This is a genomic window from Corynebacterium sp. HMSC05H05 (assembly GCF_001807265.1).
Classification (GTDB): Bacteria; Actinomycetota; Actinomycetes; order Mycobacteriales; family Mycobacteriaceae; genus Corynebacterium.
In genome coordinates this window covers 4,324-24,286 of sequence record NZ_KV788416.1, presented here as the reverse complement: position 1 = coordinate 24,286, position 19,963 = coordinate 4,324, and the positions used below count along the sequence as shown (strand labels likewise).

19 protein-coding genes and 1 tRNA gene are annotated in these 19,963 nt (G+C 66.4%); 7 read left to right on the top strand and 13 right to left on the bottom strand.

Going from position 1 to position 19,963, the window contains the following annotated elements:
- Positions 1 to 42: 42 nt before the first annotated feature.
- The 4 genes from HMPREF3151_RS10545 to HMPREF3151_RS10530 are packed head-to-tail and all read right to left on the bottom strand — an operon-like array spanning position 43 to position 4,610.
- Positions 43 to 837, bottom strand: coding sequence for an N-formylglutamate amidohydrolase (locus HMPREF3151_RS10545; protein WP_070475718.1), 795 nt, complete (start codon positions 835 to 837; stop codon positions 43 to 45).
- The gene (locus HMPREF3151_RS10540; protein ID WP_070475715.1) at positions 806 to 2,581 is read right to left on the bottom strand and encodes a glycosyltransferase; all 1,776 of its coding nucleotides are present in this window, start codon (positions 2,579 to 2,581) and stop codon (positions 806 to 808) included. Before HMPREF3151_RS10540 ends, HMPREF3151_RS10545 begins: the two co-directional genes overlap by 32 nt.
- Positions 2,578 to 3,693 (bottom strand): glycosyltransferase, encoded by a 1,116-nt coding sequence (locus HMPREF3151_RS10535; protein ID WP_070475712.1) that lies wholly within the window; start codon positions 3,691 to 3,693, stop codon positions 2,578 to 2,580. Before HMPREF3151_RS10535 ends, HMPREF3151_RS10540 begins: the two co-directional genes overlap by 4 nt.
- On the bottom strand, positions 3,690 to 4,610 hold the full coding sequence (locus tag HMPREF3151_RS10530; protein WP_246815261.1) for a glycosyltransferase family 4 protein: 921 nt from the start codon (positions 4,608 to 4,610) through the stop codon (positions 3,690 to 3,692). The genes HMPREF3151_RS10535 and HMPREF3151_RS10530 overlap by 4 nt, the downstream gene beginning before the upstream one ends.
- A gap of 36 nt (positions 4,611 to 4,646) precedes the next feature.
- Here HMPREF3151_RS10530 and HMPREF3151_RS10525 point away from each other — a divergent pair, with 36 nt between their 5' ends.
- The 3 genes from HMPREF3151_RS10525 to HMPREF3151_RS11880 are packed head-to-tail and all read left to right on the top strand — an operon-like array spanning position 4,647 to position 7,416.
- Positions 4,647 to 5,474: a WcbI family polysaccharide biosynthesis putative acetyltransferase gene (locus HMPREF3151_RS10525; protein WP_070475709.1), complete on the top strand. Its 828-nt coding sequence runs from the start codon at positions 4,647 to 4,649 to the stop codon at positions 5,472 to 5,474.
- Positions 5,471 to 6,334, top strand: a complete 864-nt coding sequence (locus HMPREF3151_RS11885; protein WP_070475707.1) for a glycosyltransferase family protein — start codon at positions 5,471 to 5,473, stop codon at positions 6,332 to 6,334. Before HMPREF3151_RS10525 ends, HMPREF3151_RS11885 begins: the two co-directional genes overlap by 4 nt.
- Positions 6,310 to 7,416 (top strand): glycosyltransferase family 2 protein, encoded by a 1,107-nt coding sequence (locus HMPREF3151_RS11880; RefSeq protein WP_070475704.1) that lies wholly within the window; start codon positions 6,310 to 6,312, stop codon positions 7,414 to 7,416. The genes HMPREF3151_RS11885 and HMPREF3151_RS11880 overlap by 25 nt, the downstream gene beginning before the upstream one ends.
- Positions 7,417 to 7,422: 6 nt before the next feature.
- Here the strand turns inward: HMPREF3151_RS11880 and HMPREF3151_RS10510 are convergent, their stop codons facing one another.
- The gene (locus HMPREF3151_RS10510; protein ID WP_070475701.1) at positions 7,423 to 7,890 is read right to left on the bottom strand and encodes a ribose-5-phosphate isomerase; all 468 of its coding nucleotides are present in this window, start codon (positions 7,888 to 7,890) and stop codon (positions 7,423 to 7,425) included.
- Positions 7,891 to 7,895: 5 nt separating this feature from the next.
- Positions 7,896 to 8,513: a DsbA family protein gene (locus HMPREF3151_RS10505; RefSeq protein ID WP_070475698.1), complete on the bottom strand. Its 618-nt coding sequence runs from the start codon at positions 8,511 to 8,513 to the stop codon at positions 7,896 to 7,898.
- A gap of 33 nt (positions 8,514 to 8,546) precedes the next feature.
- Between HMPREF3151_RS10505 and pepN the strand changes: the two genes are divergently transcribed.
- Positions 8,547 to 10,934 (top strand): aminopeptidase N, encoded by a 2,388-nt coding sequence (gene pepN / locus HMPREF3151_RS10500; protein ID WP_070475695.1) that lies wholly within the window; start codon positions 8,547 to 8,549, stop codon positions 10,932 to 10,934.
- Here the strand turns inward: pepN and HMPREF3151_RS10495 are convergent.
- Complete coding sequence (locus tag HMPREF3151_RS10495; protein WP_070475692.1) at positions 10,931 to 12,073, bottom strand: cystathionine gamma-synthase; 1,143 nt, start codon at positions 12,071 to 12,073, stop codon at positions 10,931 to 10,933. The two genes, pepN and HMPREF3151_RS10495, sit on opposite strands and share 4 nt — an antisense overlap.
- 64 nt (positions 12,074 to 12,137) lie before the next feature.
- On the opposite strand from HMPREF3151_RS10495, the gene HMPREF3151_RS10490 reads away from it, so the two are divergent.
- Both HMPREF3151_RS10490 and HMPREF3151_RS10485 read left to right on the top strand, forming a co-directional pair.
- The gene (locus tag HMPREF3151_RS10490) at positions 12,138 to 13,094 is read left to right on the top strand and encodes a mechanosensitive ion channel family protein (protein WP_070475689.1); all 957 of its coding nucleotides are present in this window, start codon (positions 12,138 to 12,140) and stop codon (positions 13,092 to 13,094) included.
- Positions 13,078 to 13,491 (top strand): globin, encoded by a 414-nt coding sequence (locus HMPREF3151_RS10485; RefSeq protein ID WP_070475685.1) that lies wholly within the window; start codon positions 13,078 to 13,080, stop codon positions 13,489 to 13,491. Before HMPREF3151_RS10490 ends, HMPREF3151_RS10485 begins: the two co-directional genes overlap by 17 nt.
- Here HMPREF3151_RS10485 and HMPREF3151_RS10480 read toward each other — a convergent pair.
- The 5 genes from HMPREF3151_RS10480 to HMPREF3151_RS10460 form a co-directional block, all read right to left on the bottom strand.
- A complete protein-coding gene (locus tag HMPREF3151_RS10480; protein ID WP_070475682.1) occupies positions 13,488 to 14,114 on the bottom strand; it encodes a DUF8185 domain-containing protein in 627 nt (208 codons plus the stop codon). The two genes, HMPREF3151_RS10485 and HMPREF3151_RS10480, sit on opposite strands and share 4 nt — an antisense overlap.
- Positions 14,115 to 14,528 carry an acyl-CoA thioesterase gene (locus tag HMPREF3151_RS10475; protein WP_070475680.1) on the bottom strand — a complete coding sequence of 138 codons (414 nt, stop codon included), beginning with the start codon at positions 14,526 to 14,528 and terminating at the stop codon, positions 14,115 to 14,117.
- Between the two features lie 9 nt (positions 14,529 to 14,537).
- Complete coding sequence (ettA, locus tag HMPREF3151_RS10470; RefSeq protein ID WP_070475678.1) at positions 14,538 to 16,208, bottom strand: energy-dependent translational throttle protein EttA; 1,671 nt, start codon at positions 16,206 to 16,208, stop codon at positions 14,538 to 14,540.
- Between the two features lie 115 nt (positions 16,209 to 16,323).
- On the bottom strand, positions 16,324 to 16,959 hold the full coding sequence (locus tag HMPREF3151_RS10465; RefSeq protein ID WP_070475675.1) for a single-stranded DNA-binding protein: 636 nt from the start codon (positions 16,957 to 16,959) through the stop codon (positions 16,324 to 16,326).
- A gap of 168 nt (positions 16,960 to 17,127) precedes the next feature.
- Positions 17,128 to 19,110 carry a bifunctional copper resistance protein CopD/cytochrome c oxidase assembly protein gene (locus tag HMPREF3151_RS10460; protein ID WP_070475672.1) on the bottom strand — a complete coding sequence of 661 codons (1,983 nt, stop codon included), beginning with the start codon at positions 19,108 to 19,110 and terminating at the stop codon, positions 17,128 to 17,130.
- A 55-nt stretch (positions 19,111 to 19,165) separates the two neighbouring features.
- Here HMPREF3151_RS10460 and HMPREF3151_RS10455 point away from each other — a divergent pair.
- A tRNA-Arg gene (locus tag HMPREF3151_RS10455) sits at positions 19,166 to 19,239 on the top strand.
- Positions 19,240 to 19,340: 101 nt separating this feature from the next.
- On the opposite strand, the gene HMPREF3151_RS10450 is transcribed toward HMPREF3151_RS10455, so the two are convergent.
- The gene (locus HMPREF3151_RS10450) at positions 19,341 to 19,529 is read right to left on the bottom strand and encodes a PspC domain-containing protein (protein ID WP_070475724.1); all 189 of its coding nucleotides are present in this window, start codon (positions 19,527 to 19,529) and stop codon (positions 19,341 to 19,343) included.
- Positions 19,530 to 19,963: the final 434 nt, after the last annotated feature.

Here is a 19,963-nt window from a genome sequence, read left to right as displayed (position 1 = left end):
CCCGCCCCAAAAGGGCGGGCCCATCGGCATGCCCAAAAACAGCTACAGCGGGCGGCCCATATCGGTGCGCGAGATTTCCACGGCCTTGCGGATCACCTCGGCCAGCGCAGCCTCGACGCGCACGCGTGACTCGTCGCTTTCCAGCAAGTCTTTGCGTACCTCGAACATCACGGCCAGCACGGAGGTGTTTTTGTCGTAGTCCACCGGCACGTACGCCCCGGCGAACGGTGTATTGCGCTCGACGTTGAACCCGGCGGCGGTGAAGGTGCGGGCGGCTTCGTCGGCAAGCACGGCGGGCGTGTGCACGGAGTGGGTGCCGATGCAGATGTCCGGCAGGAGTTTGCCGGGGTGGATGCGGTACTCGTCGGGCTGGTTGTTGTAGGAGTGCACGTCGACGATCACGGCGCAGCCGCAGTCCTGGATGCGGCCGGAGACCAGCTTGGACACCGCGTCGGCGTACGGGAAGTAGTACTCGGCCTTCAGGTCGGCAACGTCCATGTCCAGCGGCCGCAGCGGGTTGCCGTCGCCAAGTTTGAGGAAGATGGCGCCGCGCCCGGTGGAGTCCATGGATTCGCGCTCATTGGAGAACCGCCCCGGGTCCGCGACGAGGCGGGAGAGGTTGTTCACGATCATCCACGGCGCGCAGCCGGACTGCTCGGCGGCGGCCGCGGCGAGGGTATCGGTGTGGTCGTCGGTGACGCGGTCGAGCTCGCGCGCAATCTGGTCGTCGGTGGCGATGAAATCGGCTGCGACCTTGGCGGGGATCTCGCGCGACGCGTGCGGCACGTGCACGATCACCGGGCAGTCAGTGCTTCCTTCGTGGATGGTGAAGTTCATGGTTCCGCAGGATATAGCGCGCAGGGGCTTCTTGCTTCTCGACGGCACCTTCGGCCTCAAACGCATCCAACCAACCTTCCATGGGGAAGGTTTCCCATTTGTCGTGGAATCGGTTGGCGTTGGCGACGATGTCCTCGATGTGTTCCCACGGCGGCGAGGACACCGGGTGCCACTGGTGGTAGGCATGCGCCCCGCCGACCCAGACGAGCGGGATGCGGCGGCGCTGGAGTTCGCGGGCGAAGTCTGTGTCTTCCCCGCCGTACCCTTCGAAGGTGGGGTCGAAGCCCCCGAAGTCGTGCTCGATGCGCGCCCACGTCTCGGCGGTCAGGGCGAAGGAAAGGGACCAGAACAGGTCGTAGTTGTCGGCGTCGACGAGCTCGCCGTCGGCCGGGTTGGGGCGGGCGGGGTGCGGGTCGGGGCCGGTGACGCGGATTTGGCCTTCGTCCATGTAGGTCACCGGGCCGGCGGCGACGGCGTCGGGGCGCTCACGCAACGCTGCGACGTAGCGCGGCACCAGTGCGTCGGAGGCCAAACAGTCCGCATCCAAGAACACGAGCACCTCGGCGCCGCGCTCGATGGCTGTCTTCGCGCCCAGGTTGCGGGCGGCGGCGAGGTTGCGCGGTCCTTCCACCACGTGGCTTTTCGGCACCCCTTTGGCCAGCACATCCGCGTCGCCGAGTGCGACAGTGACGTGGTCGACGCCCATCGGCATAAGGTTGACCTGGTGGGTCAGGTGGTCGCGCCGGTTCGCGTCGGCGAGTGTAATCACGCAGGTGGCGGGCTGGCCGGGGTCGGCGGCCACGCCGGCGATGACTTCGGCGGCCCGGCGCGCCGCACCATGAGTCTGCCAGCGGGCCCAGTCGGTGTCGCGGCGGCGCAGCAGTTCGGGCCATTCTTCGGGGGCGGGGAAGGCGTTTCGTACCGTCGCTAGGCCCTCGAGTGCTCGCGCGCCCGCCTTTTGTTCGGTGAACGGGCGCGGCTGCGGCAGGATCACCGCCGGGGTGTCGGTCACCGCTAGGTCCGCCACGGAGTTCTGCCCGCCGGCGGTCACGGCAATGCCTGCGGACTGCAGCAGCTCCGTCGGGTCGTCGACGTGGTTATCGCCGCCCAAAAACGTGAACCGGTACTCGGGGCAGGCGCGCTGCACCGCCTCCCAATCGGCGGGCGACCACGTCGAGCCGCCCAAACCTGCCATCACCACCACGTGGTTCGGGTCGCGCTTCACCCCCTCGCGCGGGGTAAGCCGCGAGATCCCGCCGACGGCGTGCAGCCGGTCGGCATGCGCACGCAAATGATCCGGCACCTCGACCCAGTCCGGCCACGCCGCCACGATCGCATCGGCCTGCGCGTAGGCGAGCTGGTGCGGGGCGTCGCCGCGGTAGCCCGGCATCGCGTGCACCACCACTGGGATACCCATCAGCCGCACGAACGCGGCGACCTCGTTGGACACGTCCACGTAGAACGCCGCCGGCTGGTTTTCTGCCACCCAGTCGGCGATCTGCGCGAACCTTGATGCGATCTGCGGCGCCCCGTACGGCGCGTAGTGCAGCGTGCCGCCGGCGGTCATCGCGCGGCCGCTGCGCATGCGGCGTGGGGTGTCGCTGGCGTCGTCGAGAAGCGAAACGTCCCCGCCTGCCGTGGAGAGGATCTGCGCTTCGTGCCCCATTGCGCGCAGTTCGCGCTGGATGGCGCGGCAGCGGTGCATGTGCCCGGAGCCGTGGTGGTGGGCGTAGATGCCGATCATTGTCCTACCTTTCCAAACGCCGCTACCTGGCGGAAGATGTCGGTGTAATGCTTCGCGGTTTGGGAAAGCGAGTGCCTCTCGACGACCCAACGGCGCACCACGTCCCTCTCAAACCCACGCGCCTTAGCAATCGCGGCGGCAAGCGCTGCGACGTCGTCGGCAGGGGCGAGGGCAGCCGGGGCGTCGCGCAACAGCTCGCCCATGCCGCCGCGGCGAAACGCCGCAACGGGGGTGCCGCAGGCCATCGCTTCGAACGCGACGAGCCCGAACGGTTCCTCCCACCGCGGGCTGACCACGGCAACACCGCACCCGGCGACGAGTTTGCGCAGTTCCGCGTGGGACAGCTCGCCGATCCACTCGGCGCCGTCGCCCAGCCTGGGCGCGATTTCGTCGCGGAAGTAGTGGTGGTCGCCGTTGCGTCCCGCCAGCACGAGGGGGATGCCGGCTTTGCTGCAGGCGTCGATAGCCAAATGCGCGCCCTTTTCCGGCACGAGGCGGCCGAACCACACCGCGGTGCCGCCGCCGCTGCCCGGCCGCCAGAGGTTCACGTTGACGCCGTTGGGGATGATCACCGGCTCACTCGGCAGGCGCCAGTCCCGTGCGGTGGTGCGGCTGACGGCGGCGAACCGCCCGGCGCGCAAGCCGGCGGCAGTGATGGCGGCCTGGATCTCCTCGACCATCGGAGTGTGCAGCGTGGTCAGCATCGGCAGCGGCTCCGGCGAGGCGGCCGAGGGGAAGATGTAGGGGTTGAGGCTGTTGTTGTGCACCACGTCGTAGCCGCGCGCGACCAGCAGGCGGCGCAGCCTGACAAACGCGGAGTTTTCGCGCTCGCGCCCGCCTTCCGGGTAGGTGGTGTCGGTGGCCTCGGTGGCGTGTGCGCCCCAGTCCACCCCGGGCAACTCGAGGGTTGGGTCGTTACCGTCCGAGCCTTCGGCGGCGAAGAAGTCCACGTCGTGTCCGAGCTCGCGCAGCGCGGCGACCATGGTGTGGCAGAACGCCTCCAGCCCGCCGGCGTACGGCTCGCGCACGGGGTAGCGCGCAGGCCCGACCAGCGCGATGCGGAGTTTTCCGGTGCGCGGGGCACGGGTCGCGGGTTTCGCGGCGACGGTCACTCGATCACCACTTTCCTGTAAATCTCCTCGTGCGCCCGGCGCACCTGGTCCAGCTGCCGCGCCCTGTCGCCGGTGTACGGCACCGGCCCGCGGGCGAGTAGCCGCGCCGCAGCCAAACCGGCCGCGCGCCCGTCGCCGGTGCGGTACACCTCCACCGCGTCTGGGGTGTCCGCTTGCCCGGCGTAGCACCCGCAGTCCGGCACCGCCACAGGCACACCCAGGTCGCGGCACATTTCCAGCCACCCGGAGTGCGTGCCGCGCGTGTACGGCAAGATACACACCCCGGCGCGGCCGACAGCTCTGTGCAGCTCGTCGTCGCTCATGGGCTCGTGCACCACAGTGCCTATCGACGCCAGCTCCGCTCCCCCATGCACATACACATCCAACGGCACCTGCGCCGCGATATCGCGGTAGAACTGCGCGTCCGCGACCACGTTAGAGCGCACCGACTTCAAAAACACCGCCGCGCGCCCGCCCGGTTCCACCGCCACCGGTTCCTCCACGATCCGCGGGTGCGGCACCACGCGGACGTCTCGAGCGCCGAAGTCGCGGGCGAGGATGTCGGCGGCTTGGTCGGTGAGGGTGATCAGGGCGGATGCTTCGTCGATAAGCAATTGCAACCGCTCGTGATGCTCGGTCTGGTCGACGAGATGCGGGTTGTCCAGGTCGTGGACCGTGAGCACCAGCGGCACCGGCAGCGCGCGGCACAGCTCGGCGATCTGCGCGGGCGTGCGGTGCTCGAAACCGAAGTGGACGTGCACGAGGTCCACCGCGGGCGGGTCGCGCCAAAACTCGGCCTCGAGCGCCGGGTGCGGCCACCAGTTGCCGTCGATGTCCGGGTCCGGCAGAAACTCCACGCCAGCAGGGCGGATAGCCTGCGTGTACGGGTGACCGGAGGGAATAGACAGAACGCGCACCCCACTAATATAAACGTTTTCGCATACTGTGTTGGCATGTCTTTGCTCGTCGTTGTTGGCAACTGCCAGGCGGAGTCCACGCGCAAGCTGCTCATGTCCACCGGGCACTTCACCGGCGAGCGCATCGCTCCAGTCCACGAGCTTGAAGCGGCGGAGATGGGGTGGTTTCTGGACCTGGTGGCCCGCGCCGACGTGCTGGTGACCCAGCCGATCCGCGACAACTACCGCGGCCTGCCCGTGGGCACCCGGCAGCTGCAAACGTCGGCGCGGCGTGTGGTTGTGCCGGTGCTGCGTTTCGACGGGCTCATGCCGTATCAGGCCATCATCCGCGACCCGGATGATCCGTCGTTGAACCCGCCGGTGGTGCCGTACCACGACCTGCGCACCCTGGCCGCCGCCGCGGGGCACACCCCGGCCGCGGCGCCGTCACCGGACGCGTTGCGGCGCGCCGCCGCGATGTCCGTCGAGCAGATGCGGCTGCGCGAGCGCGCCCACGGCGCGGTGGTGGTGTCGGACTACCTGGAAACCACCCCCGTGTGGCACACCGTCAACCACCCCGACAACGCGACGCTTGCATTCATGGCGTCGCGGGTGCTGGAGGAGCTGGGGCTTTCCGACGAGCCCGTCGCCCCCGACTACGAAATGCTCGGCGGGCTGGACGCACCTATCGACGCCGCGGCCGCCGACGCACTCGGCGTTTCGGTTGCAGGCCGCGAGGAGTGGCGCGAGCGCGGCGCCGGGGTCATCGACGCCGACGAGATCCGCGCCGCGCAGCTGGAGTTCTACCGCCAGCGCCCGGCGCTTGTCGCCCACGGGTTGCAGCGCCACGCGGAACGTCTTGCGAATCTAGGGTTGGTGCAATGAAACATCTCATCGTCGGCCCCGCGGGCCACGGGGTAACCGAGTACGCCCTCGGGCTCGCCCGCACGACCGGTGCCGAGGTCATCCGGGAGGAGACGTTCGGCGATGCCCCGATTTCCGGCCCCGTCCACGTCACCTTCACCGACCACCTTTTCGGCGACACCGCCGACCGCTTGCTGGCGCGCATCGACGGCCCGCTGTCCGTGAGCCTGCACGACATCCCCCAGCCGGAGGAGGGCGCCGAGCGCTACGCACGTCGCGCACGCGTTTACCGCGGGCTCGTGGAGGCGGCGGACGTCGCGGTGGTCAACTCCAACCACGAGGCCTCGTTTTTCGACGCCGCGACAACGGTGATCCGCCTGCCCATCCCGGTCATCGATTCGCCCTTCGACCCCGAGCCGGGCAGCGTCGGCGTGCTGGGGTTTCTCTACCCCGGCAAGGGCCACGAGGACCTCATCGACGCCCTGCCCGACCACCGCCTGCGCTTCCTCGGTGCGGTCTCAAAGGGCCACGAGGACTGGGCCGACACACTCGACGCCGAGATCACGGGCTGGCTCACCGACGCCCAACTCGCGCGTGAAATGGGCCGCATCGCCGTGCCGGTGTGCCCGCACCGCCACTTCTCCGCCTCCGGCTCGCTGATGGCGTGGCTAGGCGCGGGCCGGACCGTGCTGGTGCGCGACTCCGCCTACGCCCGCGAGATCGACGCGTGGCTGCCCGGGCGCGTGACGTTGGTGGCTGACGGGGGCTGGCGGGAGGCCGTCGATAGGCATGAGCCCAAGCAAATCGACCCGCCGCGCTACGGATGGGCCGAAGTCGCGCAACTGTGGGAGGAAACATGGCGTTTAGCTGGCCTGATGTGAGCGTTGTCATCCCGCATTACAACGACGCGGAAGCGCTCGAGCGGGTCGTCGCGGCGGTGCGGGCGCAGGACTACGCGGGCGAGGTGGAGATCATCGTGGCCGACGACGGCTCCGCCGAACCGCCCAAAATCGAGGGGGCGCGCGTGGTGCGCCAGGAGGACAAGGGCTTCCGGGCGGCCGCGGCGCGCAACCTCGGCGCGGACGCTGCGCGCGGCGAGGTGCTCGCGTTTCTCGACGCCGACACCGTGCCCGAGCCCGGCTACCTCTCGGCGGTCGTGCCCCACATCGTGGGGGATGCGCGGGCGGTGGTCGTCGGCGCGCGCCGCACCGGCGCCGAGGATAAAGAGCCGCAATGGCTTATCGACGCCTGGTCCGCCACCGCCAACCTCCGCAACGCCGACCACAGCTCCTGGCGCTACATCATCTCGGCGGTGCTGACGTGCTCGCGCGAGTTCTTCGACGCGGTCGGCGGCTTCGACGGCACGCTCGTCGGCTACGGCGGCGAAGACTGGGAATTCGGCTTCCGTGCCTGGAACGCAGGCGCCACGTTCGTGCACGAGCCGACGGCCGTCGCGCACCACGCGGAGGAGGACTTCGGGCAGCGTTACGACGACCCGGCGGCCGCCACCGCCGTCAAAAACGCCGAGTCGCTGGCGCTGGCCCGGCGCGTCACGCACCCGCTGGCGCGCCCGGACGGGGTCATCTTCGATACCTTCGACCTGCAGGTGGAGGTCCCGGAGCTGGACGGCGAGGGGGTGCGCGACTTCGTCATCGCGGAGTGGCTGAAGGTCGGCGCGTACGTGCGCGTCGCGGAGGTGCCGGCGCTGTTCGCCAACGACCCGCGGGTAGGCACCGCGGAGGTCGAGGCGCGGGTGAGCGTCGCCGTCGGCGCGGGCTGGGCGCCGCAGGACTTGAGCGCGCTTTTGGCTGTGGAGTACGTGCTCTCCCCCGACGGCACCGTGGTGCGCACCAAACGCGCCGCAGCACTCGAGCTGGAGCCGGTCACGGCGCACCCCGAGGACTTCGGGCTGACGCCAGTGGCGGGCCCGCTGCAGCTGGAGCGCTACTTCGCGGGCTGGTGACGCGGCTTACGGCAGCTCCGGCGCGACGCCGGTGCGCTCGTATTCGGCGAGGATGTCGATGCGGCGCTGGTGGCGTTCCTCTTCGCTCCACGGCTGGGACACAAAGGCGTCGACAATCGCGAGCGCCTCCTCTTCGGTGTGCATACGGCCGCCGATGCCGATGAGCTGCGCGTTGTTGTGCTCGCGGGCGAGCTTCGCGGTCTCTTCCGACCACGCCAGGGCGCAGCGGGCACCCTTGACCTTGTTCGCGGCGATCTGCTCGCCGTTGCCGGAGCCGCCGAGCACGATGCCAAGCGAACCCGGGTCGGCCACCACGGCCTCAGCCGCGGCGATGCAGAACGCCGGGTAGTCGTCGGCGGCGTCGTACTCGTGGGCGCCGCAGTCGGTCACCTCGTGGCCCTGGGCCTCAAGGTGGGCCTTGATCTGGTTCTTGCGCTCGAATCCGGCGTGGTCTGCTCCAAGGTAAATACGCATGGCGCTTAGCGTACCTGGGGCATCTCCGTGCGGGTGCGCTTGAGTTCGAAGAAGTACGGGAACTCCGCCAGGCCGACGGCGTGGTCGAACAGCTTGCCGGCCTCTTCGCCTTCCGGCACGCGGGTGATCACGGGGCCGAAGAACGCGTTGTCGCCGAGCTTGACCACCGGGGTGCCCACGTCGTCGCCGACGGCGTCCATGGCGGAGGCGTGGAAGCCGCGCAGCAGGTCGTCGCAGTCGGACGTGTTGGCCACCTCGGCGAAGTGGTCCGGCAGACCGACCTCCGCCAGCGCTTTGGCGATGATCTCGTCGTAGGCGCCGGACCCCTTCTTGCCGCCTTCGCCGCCGGCATGGATCATCGTGCCCATTGTGGTGTACAGCTCGTCGACCTTCTCTGGCTGCTCTTCCTTAACCTTCGCGAACACGCGCGCCGGGCCCCAGTTGGCCTCCATGGCTGCGGCGTAGTCGTCGGGGATGTCGCGGCCGTCGTTAAGCACTGCGAGCGACATGGGCACCCACTCGACCTCGATGTCGCGGACCTTCTCCACCTCTTTGATCCAGCGGGAGGTCTGCCATGCGAACGGGCAGGATACGTCAAACCAGAATTTCACTTGTTCCGTCATGGCGCCCACGATAGCGCGTGTAGGTTGGGGCAGATGAAGACCAATCTGACTCGCAAGGACGCGCAGGCGCGCGCCGAACTGATTTCCAACGTCCGCTACGACATCGCTGTGGACATCACCGGGGCGGAAGAGTTCACCACTGTGAGCACCGTGCATTTCGATTCGAAGGCGGGCACGACCCACTTCGACCTGGTCGCGGCCGGGTTCGAGGCCACCCTCGACGGCGAGGAGACGGGCCGGGAGCTGTCTCTCAGCGACGGCCCCCACACCCTGACCGTCACCTCCCACGACGCCTACAACCGCACCGGCGAAGGCCTGCACAAGTTCACCGACCCGGTGGATGGCAAGGACTACCTGTACACCCAGTTCGAGCCCGCGATGGCGATGAAGGTCTTCGCCGGCTTCGACCAGCCGGATCTGAAGGCCACCTACAAGGTCAGCGTGACGGCCCCGGAGCGCTACACCGTGATCCTCAACGAGGCGGTCGAACGCGCCGACAACGGCGACGGCACCTCCACCTGGACCACCACGATCGACTACCCGCTGTCGACCTACCTCATCGCGATCTGCGCCGGCGAGTTTGAGCGCATCTCCGACACCTACGACGCCGGCGACGGCCGCACCATCGAGCTCGGCCTGTACGCCCGCGCGTCCCTGATCCCCCACATGGATTCGGAGCGCCTGTTCCGCCAGACCAAGGAGGGCTTCGACTTCTACCACGCCAACTTCGGCCGCAAGTACCCGTTCGGCGACAAGTACGACCAGGTGTTCTGCCCGGAGTACAACATGGGCGCGATGGAACACGTCGGGTGCGTGACGTACCGCGACGAGTACATCTTCACCTCCGAGCCGACCCCGTACCGCCTGGAGCGCCGCAACGACACCATCCTGCACGAGATGGCGCACATGTGGTTCGGCGATTTGGTCACGATGCAGTGGTGGGACGATCTGTGGCTCAACGAGTCGTTCGCCACTTGGTCGGCAGCGACGGCGCAGGTGGGTATCGGTGAGTATCCGGAGGCGTGGACGACGTTTGCCACGGTGGAGAAGGCGTGGGCGTATTCGCAGGACCAGCTGCCGTCGACGCACCCGATCGCGGCGGACGCGCCGGACATTGAGACCGCGGAGCAGAACTTCGACGGCATCACCTACGCGAAGGGTGCCAGCGTGCTGAAGCAGCTGCAGGCGTACGTGGGTTACGAGGAGTTCTTCGCGGGCGTGCGTAAGCACTTCGACAACCACGCCTACTCCAACGCTACGTTTGACGATCTTCTCGGCGCGCTCGAGGAAGCTTCGGGCCGCGATTTGTCTAACTGGGCTGAGCAGTGGCTGCGTACTACCGGTGTGTCGCGTCTTTACCCGGAGATTTCGGACACGTTCACTGTGGTGCAGGAGTCGCCGGTGTTGCGCGATCACCGTGTTCGCGTGGGGCTTTATTCGCTTATCGACGGCACCGTGCAGCGCACCCACCAAGTCGAACTCGACATCACCGGCGAGCGCACTGAGATCCCTGAATTTTCAGGCGTGAAACACGATCTCGCCCTGGTGAACGACGAAGACCTCACGTACTGCCTGATGGGTCTCGATGCGGAGCAGCAGCAGTTCGCCGTGGAGCACCTGGGCCAGATTGAGGATTCGCTGGCGAAGACTTTGGTGTGGTCTTCCTTATGGGAGTCTGTGCGCGATGGTCGTCTGCCGGCTCGCAAGTATGTGGAGTTGGTGGCGCGTGAGGTTGGCCCGGACATGCAGGAGCGGATCGCCGCTCAGGCTACTGAGGCTGTGAAGCGCTACGTTGACCCGGCGTGGCGCCGCACCGGTTTCGATCTGTTGAACGAGGCGTTCCGTGGCCAGGAGCCGAAGGCGGTGTTCGACCGTGCGCTTGCCCGTCTGGAGCCGACTGAGGAGACGGTTGAGTACTTCAAGGATTTGCTGAAGTCTTCTGAGAATCAGGAGGTTCGTTGGTTGGCGATCACGAACCTCATCGCCGCCGGCGCCCTGCCGCTGGAGGCCGCGGATGAGGAGCAGGACGAGACGTCGGAGGGCGCGATTTCGCGTCTGCGGGCGAGGGCGGTCGTCGATAAGCGTTGGGCTTGGGACAAGCTCATGAACGACGACCTGACCAACCTTGAGGCCCGCTACCTCATGGACGGACTCACCTTTACCGATGCAGACCTTGAGGGGTTGACCGACGAGTACTTCCGCGCCGCGCCGGCTTTGTGGGATCGTTTGACCAACGAGATGGCGCAGCGCACCCTGGAGGGCATGTACCCGCGTTGGGATGTCACACAGGCGGCGGTTGAGAAGGCAAACGCTCTGCTTAACGCGGACGTCCCGAACGGTTTGAAGCGCGTCATCGCCGAAGGCCAAGACCGCGCAGCACGCGCAGTGCGCAACCGCGCGGCCGACGCCGCAGCAAACTAAAGCTGCTTGAGGGCTTGTTCGAGGTCGGCGATGAGGTCGGCCTCCTCCTCGATGCCCACCGAGATGCGCACGAGCTCGCCCGGCACCTCGAGCGCGGAGCCGGCGACGGAAACGTGCGTCATGGTGGCGGGGTGCTCGAGCAAGCTCTCCACGCCGCCTAGGGACTCCGCCAGGCAGAACAGCTTGGTGGACTTGCAAAACGTCTTGGCCTGCTCGGTGGTCTGAAACAGCACGGAGACCATGCCGCCGAAGCGGGTCATCTGCTTCGCGGCCACCTCGTGGCCCGGGTGGGTTTCCAGGCCCGGGTAGCACACGCGCGCGACCTGGGGCTGGGCATCCAAGAACTTTGCGACGGCTTCCGCATTGTCGCAGTGCTTGTCCATGCGCACGGAAAGCGTCTTGAGGCCGCGGCCGGTGAGGTAGGTGTCGAACGGGGACGGGTTCGCGCCGACCCAGCCGAAGAAGAAGCGCAGCTGCTCGTGGAAGCCGGGCACGCGCGCGTCGTCGCCGCAGACGATGCCGCCGACGACGTCCGAGTGGCCGCCGATGTACTTCGTGGTGGAGTGCACCACCACGTCCGCGCCGAGGTCGAACGGTTTTTGCAGGTACGGCGAGGCGAAGGTGTTGTCCACCACCAGCGTGGCCTGCTTTTTCACGGCGGCGATGGCTTCGATGTCCACGATGTCCAGCATCGGGTTCGTCGGCGTTTCCACCCAGATGGCCTTGGTGTTGTCCTGCACCGCCGCGGCGACCTCTTCCGGGTTGGTCATGTCCACCACGGTGTTCTCCACGCCCCACTGTGTGAACACTTGCTGGATCAGGCGGTAGGTGCCGCCGTAGGCGTCGTTGGACACGACGATGTGGTCGCCGGGTTTGAGCAGGATGCGCAGGATGACGTCGATAGCCGCCATGCCCGAGGAGTAGGCCACGGCGTACTCGGCGCCCTCCAGCGCCGCGACCGCCTTTTCCAGTGCGGTGACGGTGGGGTTGCCCACGCGGGTGTACTCATAGCCGCCGCGCAGCTCCGCCAGCCCGTCCTGGGCGAACGTGGTGGAGGCGTAGATCGGCGTGTTGATCGGCCCGTACAGGCTGTCGGGTTCGTAGCCGGCGTGAATGGCGTCGGTAGCAAATCCAGTCATGTCTGCAAACAGTAGACCAAGCGGTTCATTCCGCGGGCATTTTTATGCACTAGACTCGTGCCCGATGAAAGCGCAATCAGAAACAGTGGAAAAAGTCGACGAAGCCGTCACGGGCGTGAGCAACTGGTGGAACGACCCGGCCACCCACGAACTCGTGGTGGAACGCCCCGTGAAGATCCTGCTGATCATCGTGGTGGCGCTGGTGCTGAGCTGGGTGGCGCGCAAGGTGATCAACCGCGCCACCCGCCACGGCATCGAGCGCACCCCGTTTATCGCGCCCACCGTGGAGGACACTCCGCAGTACCGGGCGCAGGAGGCCCGCCGCCAGCAGCGCATGAAGACGCTGGGCAACGTGGGCCGTTCTGTCGCCGCGATTGTGATTTGGACGTGGGCGATCCTCGCCGTGCTGGATCAGCTGGGGGTGAACGTGGCGCCGTTGATCGCGTCCGCCGGTGTGGTCGGCGTGGCCATCGGTTTTGGCGCGCAGTCGCTGGTGAAGGACTTCTTCTCCGGCATGTTCATCCTCATCGAGAACCAGTTCGGCGTGGGCGACACTATCCAGGTCGGAGATGTGGTCGGCGAGGTGGAGGACATGTCGCTGCGCATCACCACGGTGCGGGACATGGACGGGGCGCTGTGGCACATCCGCAACGGCGATATCGAGCAGGTGGGCAACCACTCGGCACGCTTTTCCACGGCGCGTCTGCAGATTCCGGTGTCGGTCATGGCAAATCCGGACAAGGTCTCGCGCGTCATCGAGGAAACCGCCGTCGCCGCGTGCCAGGACCCGGAGATCCGCAATCTGGTCATGGGCACGCCGACGATGTTGGGCCCCAGCGAGTTCAACCCGACCTACGTGTCGTTCCGTTTGAGCGTGACCACGATGCCGGGCGAGCAGTGGGGCGTGGCCCGCCACCTGAACCACCGCATCCTCGCGGCGCTGCACGAGCAGGACGTGGTGCTCACGGCGATGGATTCTGTGCTTGTAGAGATGAAGGAGAACAATGGAGATCGGTCCTAAGCAGGAGCAGACGCTTTACGACGCCGTCGGTGGCGACGCCTTCTTCCACCGCCTCGTCGAAGGCTTTTACACGCAGGTCAAGCAGGACGACCTCATCGGCCCGATGTACCCGGACCAGGACTGGGACGGCGCACAGGACCGCCTGCGCTGGTTTTTGGTGCAGTACTGGGGCGGGCCGCGCACCTTCCAGGAAAAGCGCGGCAACCCGATGCTGCGCAAGCGCCACCTCCCCTTCGCCATCGGTGAGGCGGAGGCGGACCGGTGGTTGGAGCTCATGGGCAATTCCATGGAGCAATTTACTGACGACGAGCTGCCGCCCGCCTACCGCGCCCAGATGTGGAACCACATGCAGCGCGTGGCCTACATGATGATCAACCAGGGCCCGCGCGCGTATTAGAACAGCAAATTCGGGCGGGTGCTGCGGTAGACGGAGCCGAACGGCGCGTCCAGGCGCACCCAGCTGCCCGAGGTGGCGACGCGTAGGTGGCGCGGGATTTCCGCGGGGGCCTCGAAGCCGGGGATAAGCCCGAGCGCGGTGCAGGCGAAGATCATCCGCATGGGGATTTCCACGGGGTTGTTGCTGTCGGCGTCGGCGGTGAGCACGGTGCCGTCGAGAAGTGAGCGCGGCGGACCGGCAGGGCCGGAGAATTGGAGGGCCAGGTTGCGGCCCTCGTCCGCGAGGCGGCGGGCGACGCCGATGGGGACCACCTCGCGGGCGATGAAGCCGCTGGTCGGCGGCAGGGCTCCGGGCCAGGCGGCGTCGCGGGCTGGGCCGACCTCGGCTGCGTCGGACTTTAATGCGTCGAGCATGGCGCGGGCGCTGACGGTGGCGCCGGGGTGGGTGGTGGTACCGGAGGTGCGTCGAGAAGCAATGGCGTCAAACGGCGTGGTGACGAAGACGTCAAGCTGGCCCTCGCCCACCTCCTGGATGCGCGCGGAAGCCTGGGCGTCCAGCGCGAGCGCACGCGAGAGCAGCGCGGTGAGCCCGCGCGCGCCACGCTCGATCCGAACCTCGACCACTTACGCCCCGGCCGTCTTTGACAGGATGCCGATTTCCTTCTGCGTGATCTCACGCGGAGAGGTCGTGGTGGTGTCCACCGTGACCTGCACGCACTCGATCACGCAGCAGACCTTGCCCTGGGCATCCTTGATTTCCTGGCGGGTGGTGAACGACGTGTTGCCCACGTTGGACACCTGCGTCTCCACCGTCACCTCTGTGGTGTTGGGCAGGATCGGGCGGACGTAATCCACCTCGAGGCGGCGCACGAACACCACGAACTCGTGGCCCTGGGAGTAGAAGAACTCCTGCGCGAACGCCAAGCGCGCCTCCTGGGCGAGCTCGATGTAGGCGGAGTTGGTCACGTGCCCGTAGCGGTCGAAGTCGCTCCAGCGCACTGGGATGGTGTGGACGTGGATCCTGTTCGGCTCAGCCATTGCGTGCTCCTAGCGGGTGAGCTTGCGGTGGGTGACGCGCGACGGCTTGGCGGCTTCCTCGCCGAGACGCTCGATCTTGTTCTGCTCGTAGTCGCCGAAGTTGCCCTCGAACCAGAACCACTTGCCTTCTTCCACGTTGCCCTCCCAGGCCAGGATGTGGGTGCAGGTGCGGTCCAAGAACCAGCGGTCGTGCGAGATCACCACGGCGCAGCCCGGGAAGGCCTGCAGCGCGTTTTCCAGCGAGCCGAGCGTTTCGACGTCGAGGTCGTTGGTCGGCTCGTCCAGCAGGATCAGGTTGCCGCCCTGCTTCAGCGTCAGCGCCAGGTTCAGGCGGTTGCGCTCGCCGCCGGAGAGCACCTTGGACGGCTTCTGCTGGTCCGGGCCCTTGAAACCGAAGGCGGACAGGTAGGCGCGCGACGGCATTTCGTTCTGGCCGACGTGGATGTAATCCAGGCCGTCGGAGACGACCTCCCAGACGGTCTCTTCCGGGTCGATGTTCTCGCGGTTCTGGTCCACGTAGGAGATCTTGACGGTGTCGCCGACCTCCACGGAGCCGGAATCGGCCTCTTCCAGGCCCACGATGGTTTTGAACAGCGTGGACTTACCAACACCGTTGGGACCGATCACGCCGACGATGCCGTTGCGCGGCAGGGTGAACGACAGGTCCTTGATCAGCACGCGGCCGTCGAAGCCCTTGTGCAGGTTCTCCACCTCCACGACCTTGTTGCCCAGGCGCGGCGGGGTGGGGATCTGGATTTCTTCGAAGTCGAGCTTGCGGTACTGCTCTGCCTCTGCCGCCATCTCCTCGTAGCGCTCCAGACGAGCCTTGTTCTTGGCCTGGCGGGCCTTCGGCGACGAGCGGACCCAGTCCAGCTCCTTCTTCAGGCGCTTCTGCAGCTTCTGGTCCTTCTTGCCGGCGACTTCGAGGCGCTCGGCCTTCTTCTCCAGGTAGGTGGAGTAGTTGCCCTCGTAGGGGTAGAGCTTGCCGCGGTCGACCTCGCAAATCCACTCGGCGACGTTGTCCAGGAAGTAGCGGTCGTGGGTAATCGCCAGCACCGCACCCGGGTAGGTCTGCAGGTGCTTCTCCAGCCACAGGACGCTCTCGGCGTCGAGGTGGTTGGTCGGCTCGTCGAGGAGCAGCAGGTCCGGCTCGCTCAGCAGCAGTTTCGCAAGTGCTACTCGACGGCGCTCGCCACCGGACAGGTTGGTCACCGGTGCGTCGGAAGGCGGGCAGCGAAGCGCCTCCATGGCCTGCTCGATCTTGGAGTCGATCTCCCACGCGTCGGCCGCGTCGAGCTCTTCCTGCAGCTTGCCCATTTCTTCCATGAGCTCGTCGGAGTAGTTCGTCGCCATCTCCTCGGCGATTTCCTCGAAGCGCTGCTTCTTCTCAAACAGCTCGCCGAGGCCTTCCTCGACGTTGCCGCGCACCGTCTTTTCCTCGTTCAGCGGCGGCTCCTGCAAAAGGATGCCCACGGATGCGCCCGGTTGGAGGAACGCCTCGCCGTTGTTCGGCTGGTCGATGCCGGCCATGATCTTGAGCAGCGACGACTTACCGGCGCCGTTCGGGCCCACGACGCCGATCTTTGCGCCCGGGTAAAACGCCATGGTGACGTTGTCCAGGATGACCTTGTCGCCGATGGCTCGGCGGACGTTTTTCATCGTGTAGATGAACTCAGCCACTACGAATCCCCTTTGTTAGTGCGGAGGTAAATACCGCACTTAGGGTACATCACGCACACGCGCGCCCCGCCGCTTCCAAGGCGCGCTGGAAACGGCGGGGCGAAGGCGGCGAAAACTAGAACGGCGCGCCGCCGGTGGTGGCGAGCTCCTCCCCTGCTGTGTCTGTGTCGGTGTCGGCGTCGTTGCGGGTGACCCCGTCGACGTCCTCGGCGCTGACGCGGCGCTCCTCCACCTCCGGCGTGTCCGAGAAGCTGCCCCAGCCGCCCTTGGGCTCGGCGTTTTCGGCATCTTCGCCGTTGAGCTTCTTGTTCAGTGCCTTGGCGTCCATCGCCTTGGGCATCTCGTGGCCGTCGATCGCGTTGCCGGAGGCAGACGTGCGCACCGAGTTGACCTGGTAGCGCGCGAGATCGAACGCGACGTGGCGCGCCTTGAGCGTGGTCTTGGAGCGCAGCGCCGGCTCGCCCTTGTCGTCCTTGCCCTCCCAGTACTCGTGGACCAGCTTGCCGATCACAATCACCGGGAAGCCCTTGCGCAGCGACGCGCCGGCGTTGACCGCGAGCTGTCCCCAGCACTCGACGTCGACGTAGAACTGGTTGTAGTCGCGCCAGACGTCGTCGCCGTTGTCGTTCTTTTCTTTCTTCACGTCCGAGGTGGCCACGCGGAAGCGCAGCACGGCGTTGCCCGAGGTGAAGGTTTTGAAGTACGGCTCGGCGATCAGGTTGCCGAGCAGCGTGTAGTCGATGTTGGCCATTTTCAAGGCCCCTTTCTGCATGCGTGCGGATGGTGTGCGGTTGCGGGGGCGGGTGTGCCGTCGATAAGCAATTGCCCCCTGCGCGAGCAGAGTCGCACGAAACGCAAGGCAGAAAAAGGGGTCGGCCAAATTGTGGATAACTTCACCTGAGAAATTCACAATCCGCAGCTAGCGGCCATGAATTTGAGAAAGCATCTCGTTGTAGCGGCGCCATTCCTCGTCGTCGGTCTCCTCCGCGCGGCGGTCCGAGGCGGCCGTTTCCGCCTTATCCTCGCGCCACCAACGGATGAACAGCTCGCCGAAGACGATCACCAGCGGGAAGGAACCGGACGCCCACGCGATACCGCCGCCGTCCTTCTGCACCGCGAGCAGGTCCGGGTTCCACGGCAGCTCCAGCGAGCGGTAGAACTCCTCGCCCATCACGGAGCCGAGCTGCATGAGGTACACGCCCATGAACAGGTGGAACGGCATGGACACCCACAGCCACAACAGGCGCACCTTCGCGGTGGGGCGGCCCTCGATTTCGTCGGGGCCGATGAGCTCCCAGAAGTAGAGGTAGCCGGAGATGAGAAACGCCGCGTTCATGATCACGTGGCCGGCGTGCTCGGAGATCATGAGCTCGTAGAACGGCTGGATCACGTACATGGCGTAGAAGAACACCAAAAACTGGATGGTGGACACCGGCGAGAACGTCACCGCGCGCAGAAACTTCGAGCGCTGGAAGCTTTCCGCCCACAGCCGCGGGTTGAATTCGCCGGCCGGGTATGCCTCGCGCACGAGTGTCAGCGGCGCGCCGAGCACCAGGAACACCGGCACGCCCATGGACAGGATCATATGCACCGTCATGTGCGCGGAGTAGGAGGCGGGCATGTGCATGCCCATGCCGGAGCTCAGCGTGACGACGACCATCGCGCAGCCGGCCAGCCACCACAGCGTGCGCGCGACCGGCCAGCCGTCCACCCGGCGGACAAGGTGGAGGTAGTACGCCGCCAGCAGGATCGCAATGACGCTGAACAGCAGCTCCGGGCGCCAGGTAGTCAGCCAGTTCGTCCAGGTCAGCGGCTCGGTGAGGTTGTAGCCCATCTGGATCTGCATGCGGGTCAGGTTCGGGTCCAGCGGCGGCGGGGGCGGGGTGCGCCCGAGCGTGACGGCCAGACCGGATATCGCCGCCATGATGAGCACCTCGCCCGCGGCAAGGCGGGTGAACGCCCTGGGCTGGGTTTCAAGCTGTGGGATGGTGCGCTCGCGGTGCACGTAGCCGATCATGCCGAGGACGACGATGCCGACGGTTTTGATGATGAGCACCCAGCCGTAGTTGTACTGCGTCAGGTCCTCCAGGCGCACCCGCACCAGCGCGTTGACCACACCCGAGACGGCCATGGCCAGGATGGAAAACAGCGCGATGCGGGAGTAGCGCTGGGTGGCGGCGGTGAGGCCGGGGCCTCGTCGTAAAGCATGTGCGACGAGCGCCATCAGCCCGCCCACCCAGAGCAGCATGGACACGAGGTGCCAGATCAGGGAGTTGGTGCCGAAGTCGTGCGCGCCGCCGGTGGCCGAGTGGCCCGTCAGCGCGATCGGCATGACCACCACGATCGTGCCGACGAACAGCCACACCTGAGACCACCAGCTGGTCGCCGCGTAGCCGAACGTCGCGACGACGGCGGCGAATGCGGCGACGATGAGCCACACGCGCGCATCCGCGACCTGGTCCAGCGCCTGCGACCACGCGGCTGCCTCGAACAGGACGGCTTTGAGGGGCTGGCCGGAGACGTCCGAAAGCACCAGCGGGATCATGACCAGCCCGATCAGCGCGATGCCCGCGCTGGCGTGGGCGCCGGTGCGCGAGGCGAGGTGGCCGTCGACCGTCAGGCGCGCGCCGTTGAGATCTTGTTGGGTCTGCTTCGGGGGAATGAGGAAAGCCGCGAGCAAAAACGAGCCCGTGGCCAGCGCCATGAGCAGCCACGCGACGCCCCTCAGTGCCGGCAGGCCCACCGTGGTGGCCGCTCCCGGATCCGGGATGCCCAGCTCCGCGAGCGAGCCGCCCGAGAACGCCTCCCCCACCGCGCCGGCGACAACAGCCGCGATGGCGAACGCGGCCAGATACAGCGGCCAAGCGGGGGCGACGGTGCGAGTGCGGGCGGGTGCAGTCATGCCGCATACCCTACTTTCGCGCTGCGCAGAGCCATAACTACAATCAGCCGGTGTTGCCCCCATAGCTCAGTGGATTAGAGCATCCGGTTTCTACCCGGCTGGTCGCGGGTTCGAATCCTGCTGGGGGCGCAAATTTCGGCTTTGAGCAGGCACTTTACTGAGCCGGCTACCACTGGGCAGCATGACCGACGAACCGCGCAGATTCGCATAGAGTGCGACCGACGGGGCGCTCAATATCGTGGATAGATAGCCCACTGCAACAAGTAGACAAAAACCATGGGTAGCCCGCAGAGACTGGCAATCACGTAAATGGTCCTGACCGTGTTGGCGGAGGTTCCGTATGTTTCAGCTACTCCAGCACAGACCCCTGCTATGAGCTTGCCCTCCTCGACTTTGTGCCATTTTTCTCGCTGGGACATTATGAACATCCTTACTCAAATGTCGAGAGGTCGCTATTGCTGCTTGCCACGTTAATCTGGCGACTCCCCGGTCGTGGCAAGTTCAACCGTTAGAACCACCTACATGCCGGGTTCGAATCCTGGCGGGGCGCTTTCTTTTGCATGGTCAGGGCAGGAATTCGGTGTAGGGTCCCGCTCACGGCGCCGAGTATTCGAAAACTCGGGTTCTAATGTCGGAGCTGGTGCCTATGCTGCAGCCACAAAAGTTCAACACAGTTGCACAACAACTATCTCGCACGCTATCTTTTACCTCGGACGCACTACGGTGCTCCCACTTCCGAAGCTCGTGCGAAAGCGCGAGCTTTCGGGGTTAAGGGTCAAAAAGTGTGTCCGGAATTAGCGATTTCCGGGGCCTAACCTCTAGGTTTCAGGAAAGTATATGCTTCCGGGGCATA